Here is a 10,222-nt window from a genome sequence, read left to right as displayed (position 1 = left end):
ATAGCGCTAATTTAATGGAGGATCTACTTGATAGATGTAACAAACAGCACTCTGCTTCCGCCTCTTCCGTCATAGTTCGTATGTATGGGTAAGCCATCGATTTCGCTGTCTCCATCTTCCATTCGAAATCCCATCTTCGTATGGAATGCGATCGAAGTCGTATTAACAGGTGAAGTCACACAGCGGACGGTGTCGCAATCATATTGCCGTACGGTATCGAAGAACGTTTCGTACATCCTTTTTGCGATTCCGGACTTTCGATGATTCGGGTGAACACCGATAAAGTGAATATAGGCCTCGTTCGGATAGGTTTGCGACACGAACCCAATTAAGAAGGCGACCATTTCCCCGTCTTGTTCTGCAATAAAGCTCGTTTGTTGAAAATGGACAAAAAACAATTTTGGCAGCATATCAGACATATTTCTGCCACCCCACCAATCATTAAGAACAGAAAGCACGCTCGTATAATCGGACGTTCTCACTGCACAAATTTTCATGCCCAGCACCTCACTTATGCGAATAATATATAAATTTTACCATGAATTAAGGAGAATCTTGTATATCATATATTGCGTCAGTCGCGTGTTTGCAGCCCATTACATGAACAGCTTCATGGATGGTCGTAATACTTTTACCATGTTCATTGGATTGGAAATAAGCGAAGATAGAGGCAGAAGAACGTATCGGGAAAGGGGAACATTACGATGATTATTTCTTTTGACCAAGCGGCACCTTGGAAGGGGAGACCTTCCATTTATTCATACATACGAGATCAAGGGGAGTCAGTAAATGGCTCTTTGCCGGATGACGACGAATTCTGGGCTGACAACAAGTTACGGTGGGCATCAGGTGCCTTGGACGGAGTGCTCAGCCACCATGCAGCAGGCAGTGAGAGGAATGAAGAGGTAGACGAGATCGTCGAATTGCTGGTGAAGCAATCTAAGGAGATGAAGCATGCTACGCGAAAGGCGCTGTATATGAAGCTCGTTACGGCTCAAATAAGCAGCATGATTGACGATATATTGGAGCAGGTACGTGCACATCCAGGCATACAACCAGAGCCCGTATTCCATGAAGCGGTATGGCTCGCAGAGCAAGGGGCACATCGCAATGTCGTGAAGTTTGGTATTGCGCTGCTCGGCCTATTCCAAAATGAACAGGTGAAGGAGCTGCTTCTTACTCTAGGCAAACATGATGAGTTCACGCTGTATGCGGCAGTCGCGATTCGAAATGGAATGGACGACAGCAATGAGGTGCTGTGGGAATTAGCCAAGCATGTTCATGGTTGGGGGAAAATCCATCTCGTTGAGAGGCTGGAGCCGGCAACGCAGGAAATTCGAGATTGGCTGCTGCGCTATGGATGCCAGAACAATGTTATGAATGAATATTTGGCATGCATATGTGCGAGAAATGGAGGCTTGCAGGAGGCGCTATCCACCGAGCAGGTTGACTGCGAATTGTATGACGGTGCGACGGATATCATTGAAGCTTTGTTAAATGGAGGCCCCGCAGAGGATATCGATGATTATGAGTATGCTCCACAAGTGTTATCGAATTATGTAAGGTTGGCGCGTGAAATGTGTTCCACGGTCAAGCACCTGTCGGTTATGTTCCATCTGCACGACTTCTTGGCCCAAAATGAGGAGAGATGGAACGAGCGGATGTCGGCAGGATGGACGGAGCAGCTTAGAACCGATACGATGAGAGCTGCTCAAGTGATCATTGCCCAGCCGAAATGGAAGGGGAACGTGCTGGATGCAATTGAATCGAGCGAATCGGTGAATCGCTATTATGGCATAGCATGCGCAGGGGAACTCGGAATAGATATTTGGGAGACCCTTTATCATCAGCTTGCGGAGGATCCACTGCAAGATGCCCTTTACCTACAACTCATGGAATCAGAAGACCCAAGCAGAATTCAGAAGCTGGCACAGTTCGCTGAGGAGCACCTGCCGCTGCAGCATATCGCGACAGGCCCGGGGGATGAGATGGGGCTTGGGAAAGAGTATATTGCCCATCAATGCTTAAATTGCATCTTGCAGAGCTTGGATCGATTCGCTGGAATTGGAGAGAGACTCATTAAGGCCGGTCTAAATAGTCCTGTCGTTAGAAATCGGAATATGGCGCTGCGGGCATTAGAAGGCTGGGACGCTACTTCTTGGGGCGAGCAGCTCATCGGGGCGGTCATTCATTTGTCTGAAGTAGAGACGGAAGAATCAGTAAAAGAACGAATTCGTGCGCTGCGAGAAGCAAAAGGCGTTTGAATATAAGAATAGAAATCATATTTTATTTGGAGTTGAAGGAATATATGGCATATCAACATATAGATGGCGTACGGGTCTGGGGCAACCCGGAGGAGAGCGCCGTTGCGCAAGCGAAAATGTGCGCCAAGACAGGCAATGTGGTTCAAGCCCTGCTGATGGCGGATCATCATAAAGGATACAGTCAGCCGATTGGCGGGGTCGTAGTCTATGACGGGCAAATCTCGCCTTCAGGCGTCGGGTATGACATTGCCTGCGGGAACAAAGCAGTCCGTACTCATTTGACAGCAGAAGATATCAAGCCTAGATTACCGAAAATCATGGACGAAATCACCCGCAAAATCTCCTTCGGGATGGGGCGAGTCAATAATGAAAAGGTGGATCACGATCTCTTCGATGATCCAGACTGGAGCGTCTATCGAGCGATTGGCAAGCAGGAGCATGACAAGTTGAAAGCATTGGCTCACAATCAGCTTGGTACCGTCGGAAGCGGCAATCATTTTGTAGACTTGTTCGAGGAAGTAGGGACAGGGCGGCTGTGGATTGCGAATCATTTCGGGAGCAGAGGATTCGGACATAAGACGGCGAGCGGATTCATGAATCTGGCTGTCGGACGGGAGTTCCTTGCCAGTGCTCCTGGAGAGAAGATGGATCAGCCTCCTATCCTTCTTTATTTGAGCAGCGAGGTTGGAGATATGTATTATCGTGCCATGAAGCTGGCTGGACGGTATGCCTATGCAGGACGGGATTACGTAATCGAGCAAGTGCTGGCGATACTGGGTACGGATGCTGATCTTGAGGTGCACAATCACCATAACTATGCATGGAAAGAAACGCATAACGGCAAGGAAGTCGTGGTTGTCCGTAAAGGGGCGACTCCTTCCGCACCGGGTCAGGTCGGCTTTATCGGCGGCAGTATGGGCGACATATCGGTAATTGTGAAAGGCAAGGACAGCACAGAGAATAGGGAAGCCTATTACAGTACCGTTCATGGTGCGGGACGGATCATGAGCCGGACGCAGGCGGCAGGCAAAATGAACTGGAAGACCCGAACTCGAAGCGGCGGTAAAATTACGACAGCGCAAATGATGGAGGCCGTGCGAACATTCGGCGTCGAGCTGCGCGGAGCGGGCACGGACGAGAGTCCGTTTGTGTATCGGAAGCTGCAGGAGGTATTGGATGCACATGCAGAAACGATCGAAGTGATGCAAACGTTGAAGCCGATCGGTGTGTGTATGGCCGGTGCAGATGAGTTCGATCCGTATAAGGACTAATAACAGACTTCGATATTGTAAATAAATAGAGGTGATATAGAATGATGCTCTTTCTATTAAGTAATTACATCACGTCCAGCCTGTAAGGGATGATATCGGACTCCCTTGGCTACTTTGCAGGCTGGGCCTTTTACCAAGGGGCGTGATGGAATGAAGAGCAAGTGCAAAAATCGAACTCGTGCATACTATCGGCATCATCGAAGAAGAGTAATTCAACGTAAGAGCAAGACTGCTAAGCGATTAGGTTGGTTCGTGTCGTCTGTGGGAAGGCTCGCAAAAGGGAAAGTCCATTGTTCTTGTTATTATTGCAGAGAAAAGACAAGAGAAGTCGGATTTCCTCGGTCTCAACTTGCACAGCTAGAACGAATAAAGGATTTGATGGACGCCGATTCGTGGGAATAAATGAAGTGATGCAACGGACGAAAGTAGATCACGAGAATGATGATGAAATGGAACCAATGCGGGTCATTGATAGTTAGCTGGTAGCAGTACACAGTTGAAACAAACATGAAAGAAGTACGCTCTGATACGGGAATAGAGCGTTCTTTTTTTTGCGTTCACAAAATCCAATACTTTACAATTTAATTAAATTCTATGATAATCAAGAAATATATCATATTTTATGGAGGTGCTTCATGAATCAAGTCTATATGACAAGTATAGGTAAATTTCTTCCTGGCTCTCCGGTTAGTAATGATGAAATTGAAGATTATCTAGGCAAAATTGGAGGCAAGACCTCGAAGACAAAGCGGATTATTCTAGAGAAGAATCAAATACGTTATCGCTACTACGCAATGAACAAAGAACAACAGAGTTTATATACGAACGCTGAAATGGCTGCTCTAGCAATACGAGATGCAATAGAACGAAATGAAAACATAGCAGAGCAGGATATTGGCTTCCTAGCAACAGGAACGACAAGAGCCGATTTGCTTCTTCCTGGCTTTGCGAGTATGGTACATGCCGAAGCGGGCTTGCCAGTAATGGAGATATCCTCGCACTCGGGTTTATGTGCAAGCGGTATGCAGGCACTTAAATATGCGTATTTACAAATTAAATCTGGCGAACAAGAAGCAGCAGTCGCATGTGCCAGTGAATTTTTGAGCCGTGAATTTAAGCATACGAAGTTTGAGGCGCAGTCTGTACATAGCAATGGGCGTGTGCCGTTCGACACGGACTTTTTGCGATTTATGCTGTCGGATGGTGCAGGCGCGGCTATATTGCAGGACAAGCCCTCTGCGAAGGGGTTATCGCTGCGCATCGAATGGATTGATAATAAGTCCTATGCAAATGAGTATGATGTGTGCATGTATTCGGGTATGGATAAGGACAGTGGAATTTCTTCCTGGCTTGATTATGCCTCCATTCATGAAGCGGCGGATCAAGGGGCGCTAAATCTGAAGCAAGACGTCAGACTGGTTAATGAAATCATGACGGTAGGTGTTCGTCGATTTTTGGAGCTGGTACAGGAAGGCCGGATTGAACCTGAGACCATCGATTGGATGGTTTGCCACTACTCGTCGCATTTTTTCAGAGATGAGATATTCCGGTTGTTGGAGCAGGGCGGGGTAACGATACCAGCAGCGAAATGGTTTACGAATTTATATACAAAGGGAAACACGGCTTCCGCTTCGATATACATTATGCTGGAGGAACTCATGAATGAGGGGCATCTAATGGAAGGGCAGCAGGTGCTGTGCATCGTTCCCGAAAGCGGTAGATTCCAAACCTCGATTATGATGCTGACAGCAGTTGGGCCTTCGGTCGAAGAATAGAATTGGTAGATGGCATTTCTAGATAAATGGATCATCAAGTAGGCAAGGCAGAGAGTGGGGAGCCACTCTCTCTTTTTTTAATTTCAGAAGTACGACAAGGGGGTGAACGCGCCCCTCATAGAGGTTGGACACCCGTCAACTTCAGGATAAATACAAGGAGGATAACCACGCAAATGCCTAGAGGAATCGAAGCAAATGTCGCCCCAACGATTGCTATCCCTCCGCCTCGCGCAGAATGTCTCGCTCTGATCCCTAATGCAAATCCAATTATGTTCAAGATAAAGGATGTAATCATGACGGGCTTTAGTTTGGACGTGAATATGGAGTTATACTTGATCACCTCGTTCAGATGATTCAATATGTATAGAAATGACAGGATACCAAGTAGGCTGAACATAAGGGAAGCAACTGCTTGCCCCTGTCTATTTACGGGAGCCTTGGGTGAAGGTGACACAGGTTTAGCAGCAGGCTTGCTGGTCGATGTCTTATCAAGTTCTGTCACTTTTGCCGGCTTCCCTGATTGTGGGTTGATCGAAGCAGGGCGAAGCGTTCTGGGCTGCTCACGAGTTCTACGATTTCTATCAGGCGCTGCTGTTCCGCTGGGTGATTTCACTGTGGTTCTGTTGATAGGTTTTACTGGCGTTCTAGATGGACGCTGCTGCACAATTTGTTCTCCTTTCGTAGGAGGATTAGGTTTTAGGAATCAGTCAATACTATATAAGTAATCGGCAGAATTGAGTCAGAAACTTTGTTGATTTTATAATCTCTATTCTTTCTATTATGATAGATCGTGTACGAATGTCCTCTCTTCACGGTGAGGACATTTCTTTGCAATGAAGCGAAGGATGAGCGGGATGCAGGGATAGGAAGAGCGTTTGCTGGATAGGAATAAGTGGCAATTTTTCCTATTAATACTTTAGAAACGAATAAATTTTCTTTTAACTATATATTTTTAAAAGAAAATTTAGTATTATTTATAACGGAATCCGAATGATACGTTAAAAATCATTTTTGTTTGTTCGGTTTTGCGACACTTTGTACGGATATAACATAGAATACATTTACTTCACATGAAGTGTTGATGTATGGAATGGAGACAAGATGAAGAAAAAGATTTATTTTAACCACGATGGCGGCGTTGATGATTTGATTTCTTTGTTTTTGTTATTGCAAATGGATAACGTTGAGTTGACAGGTGTATCCGTTATTCCGGCGGATTGCTACTTAGAACCGGCGATGTTTGCAAGCCGTAAAATCATTGATCGCTTCGGAACAGGCGGGCTAGATGTAGCTGCGTCTAATTCGCGTGGGAAAAATCCTTTCCCGAAAGACTGGCGCATGCATGCATTCTACGTGGATGCTCTGCCGCTCTTGAATGAATCTGGCAAGGTCGTAACTCCGGTTGCGGACAAGCCGGCTCATGAACACATTATTGATACGCTGCGTGCAACGGAAGGCAAGACGACCTTGTTGTTCACAGGTCCGCTGACTGATCTTGCTCGCGCATTAGATATGGATCCAACAATTGAAGAGAAGGTAGAACGCCTTGTATGGATGGGCGGTACATTCCGCGAAGCGGGCAATGTGCATGAGCCTGAGCATGACGGAACGGCAGAATGGAACGTATTCTGGGATCCGGATGCTGCTGCTCGCGTGTGGGAGAGTGGAATCGGGATTGATCTCGTAGCGCTGGAAAGCACGAACCAAGTACCGCTTACACTGGATGTCCGTGAACGCTGGGCTGCAGAGCGCAAGCATATCGGGGTTGACTTCCTCGGTCAATGCTACGCAATGGTGCCGCCGCTCGTTCATTTCTCTACGAACTCGACGTACTATCTGTGGGATGTATTAACGACTGCCTTCGTTGGCAAGAGCGATCTTGTGAAGGTACAGACGGTGAACAGCAAGGTAATTACCGAAGGTGCTAGCCAAGGCCGTACGGTAGAAACGGCAGACGGTCGTCCGGTACAGGTCGTATACGATGTAGACCGCGATGCATTCTTCGACTACATGACAGACCTAGCGAAAAAAGCAACAGAGAAGAGGGAATCATAATGTCAGAGAAGAAACGCGTCATTATTGATACCGACACAGCAGGAGACGATACAATTGCGATCTTAACGGCCCTTCACTATTTCCAAGTCGAAGGCATTATGATTACAGGCGGTAATGTGCAGTTCGATCAACAGGTAGAAAATGCACTGTATACGGTTCAGGTTGCAGGACATAGCGGCAAGGTTCCGGTGTACAAGGGATATGAAGGCCCAATTATGGGACTTGGCCACAAAGAGCATCGTACTGTAGAGGACGTACACGGCAAGGACGGGATGGGCGATTCCTTTTTCGAAAAGGCGATTCAATCCCCTGCAACTGGACATGCGGTTGATTTCTTAATTGATACGGTGCATAACAATCCTGGGAAAATTCATCTGCTGGCGATTGCACCGCTGACGAATATTGCGATGGCCATCAAGAAGGATCCGACCATTGTACCGTTAATCCCGCATCTGTATATTATGGGCGGCACGAACAATGCGCTCGGTAACATTACGCCGACGGCAGAGTATAACTTCTATGTTGACCCAGAAGCGGCTAAGATCGTGCTTCACTCAGGCATTCCAATCACGATGGTTGGCTGGGAAATGTGCACGCAATATTCCATCATGGACGACAACGATCATGCGGAAATTGAGCAGCTCGGCACAAAGGGTGCGAAATTCTTCAAGGACGTGAACAAGGTCGTCATGCGCTTCAACAAGACCGTTCACCGTCTGAATGGTACAACGCATCCAGATACGCTGCTGGCAGCAGTTGCGGCAGATGAGTCGATTATGACGAACTCTCATCTCTATCATGTAGATGTAGAGACGGTGGGCGAGCTGACAAGAGGCTACAGCCTAGTCGATATCAACAATCGCTTGGAGCGCACGCGCAATGTTCGCGTATGTGAAGCGATCGATCGCGATGCGTTTAAGGGAATGCTATTTGATGTATTAAAATCCATAAACTAACATAGAATATTCGAATTCATGCAAGTGAAAATGAAGAGGTCTTTCCGACCCTTTCGTATTACAATCTTGGCCATAGACTCGATGAAGAAAGGATCTGTATATGCAATACATTTGGGGGCTTCTAGGCATTTTAGGCATTCTCGTTATAGCGCTGGCATTATCTAAAAATCGCAAGGCGATTAATCCGAGAACGGTCATTGGCGCGTTCGCAATTCAATTCATTTTCGCCTTAATCGTACTGAAATGGGAATTCGGCAAGACGATGCTGAACTACTTATCCAAAGTGGTACAGAGCATCATTGATTCCACGAATGCAGGGATTCAGTTCTTGTTCGGTGGGATACTCGGGGCAGAGAAGGCGGGCTTTACGTTCGCACTGCAGGTGCTGCCGATCATCATTTTCTTCTGTTCCCTAATCGCAGTTCTGTATTACCTCGGCATTATGCAGTGGGCAACGAAAATCATTGGCGGATTTCTATCTAAGGTACTCAAGACGAGCGAAACAGAATCCATGTCAGCGGCAGCGAATATTTTCCTCGGTCCAACCGAAGCGCCGCTTGTTGTTAAGCCTTATATCGAGAAAATGACCAAGTCGGAGCTGTTCGCGATTATGGTCGGCGGGCTGGCGTGCGTGTCTGGTTCCGTACTGGGCGGATATGCGATGCTTGGCGTACCGATCGAATACTTGCTTGCGGCAGCATTCATGGGAGCACCAGGTGGCTTGTTGATGGCCAAGATCATGATGCCGGAAACAGATCACCATCTTCGAGTGGAAAAGGTTCAGATGGTCAAGGATACGGAGTCTCGTAATGTCATCGACGCTGCTGCTCGCGGTGCCTCGGACGGTCTGAAAATTGCTGCTGGTGTAGGAGCGATGCTTCTGGCGTTCATCTCGCTCATCTTCCTAGTGAACATGATCATCGGCTGGGTTGGCGGCGTGTTCGGCATTGAAGCATTGACGCTCGAGCAAATTCTCGGCTACCTGTTCGCACCGATCGCCTTCTTGATCGGTGTGCCATGGAGCGAAGCGCTGCAAGCAGGTTCCTTCATCGGGCAGAAGTTCGTCTTGAACGAATTCGTCGCGTACACTTCGTTCGCGCCTGAGATTGCAAGCTTGTCTCCGAAGAGCGTAGTCATCATCAGCTTTGCGCTGTGCGGCTTTGCCAATCTGGCAGCCATCGCGCTGCTTATTGGAGGTCTGGGCGGTATAGCTCCTTCCCGCAGACAGGATCTCGCTGAGCTTGGCTTCCGCGCGATCATTGCTGCAACACTTGCGAACTTGCTAAGTGCAGCCATTGCGGGGATGCTTGTATAACATAACACCATTTTAAGAAATGAAGAGGCGGCCGCTTCTCTGGATTAATACAGAGAACGGTCGCCTTTTTTTACTTGAAAGGTTGATATGAAAATATGTAGGTACTTGAAATTTTCAGAAAAAGGTATACAATAATTAAAAGTTGATGTTAGGAAACTTTTTTGGGTGAGGAAAAAAGGTGGGCTGATTATGGAGTCAGGAAAAGGCAGATTCTTTCACAAAACACAAAATGGCTCAAGCTTAGAGGAAATAAATAATACGGTTCCGATACCTCAAGATGCAGGTTTCTGGAGAAAGCTGCTAGCTTATTCAGGACCGGGTGCATTAGTCGCAGTAGGATACATGGATCCTGGCAATTGGGTTACCTCCATTGCGGGTGGGTCGCAGTTTGGTTATTTGCTGCTATCGGTTATTCTCATATCCAGTCTGATTGCCATGTTATTGCAGAGCATGTCTGCGAAGCTAGGAATTGTGACCGGAATGGACTTGGCGCAAGTTACCCGGTTGAAGACAGGCAAAAAATGGGGATTTGTCCTATGGATTATTACAGAGCTGGCCATTATGGCTACAGATATAGCTGAGGTTA

9 protein-coding genes are annotated in these 10,222 nt (G+C 47.2%); 7 read left to right on the top strand and 2 right to left on the bottom strand.

What is annotated here, in order from left to right:
- Positions 1–23 precede the first annotated feature (23 nt).
- Positions 24–497, bottom strand: a complete 474-nt coding sequence (locus tag AZ66_RS22295) for a GNAT family N-acetyltransferase (RefSeq protein ID WP_044356859.1) — start codon at positions 495–497, stop codon at positions 24–26.
- 207 nt (positions 498–704) lie between these two features.
- Here AZ66_RS22295 and AZ66_RS22290 point away from each other — a divergent pair, with 207 nt between their 5' ends.
- From AZ66_RS22290 to AZ66_RS22280, 3 genes are all read left to right on the top strand, one after another.
- Positions 705–2,264 carry a hypothetical protein gene (locus AZ66_RS22290; protein ID WP_044356858.1) on the top strand — a complete coding sequence of 520 codons (1,560 nt, stop codon included), beginning with the start codon at positions 705–707 and terminating at the stop codon, positions 2,262–2,264.
- A 44-nt stretch (positions 2,265–2,308) separates the two neighbouring features.
- Complete coding sequence (locus tag AZ66_RS22285) at positions 2,309–3,535, top strand: RtcB family protein (RefSeq protein ID WP_044356857.1); 1,227 nt, start codon at positions 2,309–2,311, stop codon at positions 3,533–3,535.
- Between the two features lie 635 nt (positions 3,536–4,170).
- Positions 4,171–5,310, top strand: a complete 1,140-nt coding sequence (locus AZ66_RS22280; protein WP_044356856.1) for a beta-ketoacyl-ACP synthase III — start codon at positions 4,171–4,173, stop codon at positions 5,308–5,310.
- A gap of 115 nt (positions 5,311–5,425) precedes the next feature.
- Here the strand turns inward: AZ66_RS22280 and AZ66_RS30125 are convergent, their stop codons facing one another.
- Complete coding sequence (locus tag AZ66_RS30125; protein WP_052648771.1) at positions 5,426–5,974, bottom strand: hypothetical protein; 549 nt, start codon at positions 5,972–5,974, stop codon at positions 5,426–5,428.
- A 437-nt stretch (positions 5,975–6,411) separates the two neighbouring features.
- Between AZ66_RS30125 and AZ66_RS22270 the strand changes: the two genes are divergently transcribed.
- The 4 genes from AZ66_RS22270 to AZ66_RS22255 form a co-directional block, all read left to right on the top strand.
- Entirely contained in the window at positions 6,412–7,365 is a 954-nt protein-coding gene (locus AZ66_RS22270) for a nucleoside hydrolase (RefSeq protein ID WP_044356855.1), read from the top strand.
- Positions 7,365–8,321, top strand: coding sequence for a nucleoside hydrolase (locus AZ66_RS22265; protein ID WP_021258225.1), 957 nt, complete (start codon positions 7,365–7,367; stop codon positions 8,319–8,321). The genes AZ66_RS22270 and AZ66_RS22265 overlap by 1 nt, the downstream gene beginning before the upstream one ends.
- Positions 8,322–8,421: 100 nt before the next feature.
- Complete coding sequence (locus AZ66_RS22260; protein ID WP_021258224.1) at positions 8,422–9,636, top strand: NupC/NupG family nucleoside CNT transporter; 1,215 nt, start codon at positions 8,422–8,424, stop codon at positions 9,634–9,636.
- 189 nt (positions 9,637–9,825) lie between these two features.
- Positions 9,826–10,222: Nramp family divalent metal transporter (locus AZ66_RS22255; RefSeq protein ID WP_044356854.1), on the top strand; the 397-nt coding region annotated here is incomplete at its 3' end.

This window comes from Paenibacillus sp. E194 (assembly GCF_000935845.1).
In the GTDB taxonomy this organism is placed as follows: domain Bacteria; phylum Bacillota; class Bacilli; order Paenibacillales; family Paenibacillaceae; genus Paenibacillus_B; species Paenibacillus_B alvei_B.
This window is presented reverse-complemented; position numbering and strand designations above follow the sequence as displayed.

Bases quoted from the DNA above. Each gene is read 5' to 3' on its own strand.
- AZ66_RS22295 (WP_044356859.1), bottom strand. From the start codon at position 497: ATGAAAATTTGTGCAGTGAGAACGTCCGATTATACGAGCGTGCTTTCT.
- AZ66_RS22290 (WP_044356858.1), top strand. From the start codon at position 705: ATGATTATTTCTTTTGACCAAGCGGCACCTTGGAAGGGGAGACCTTCC.
- AZ66_RS22285 (WP_044356857.1), top strand. From the start codon at position 2,309: ATGGCATATCAACATATAGATGGCGTACGGGTCTGGGGCAACCCGGAG.
- AZ66_RS22280 (WP_044356856.1), top strand. From the start codon at position 4,171: ATGAATCAAGTCTATATGACAAGTATAGGTAAATTTCTTCCTGGCTCT.
- AZ66_RS22270 (WP_044356855.1), top strand. From the start codon at position 6,412: ATGAAGAAAAAGATTTATTTTAACCACGATGGCGGCGTTGATGATTTG.
- AZ66_RS22265 (WP_021258225.1), top strand. From the start codon at position 7,365: ATGTCAGAGAAGAAACGCGTCATTATTGATACCGACACAGCAGGAGAC.
- AZ66_RS22260 (WP_021258224.1), top strand. From the start codon at position 8,422: ATGCAATACATTTGGGGGCTTCTAGGCATTTTAGGCATTCTCGTTATA.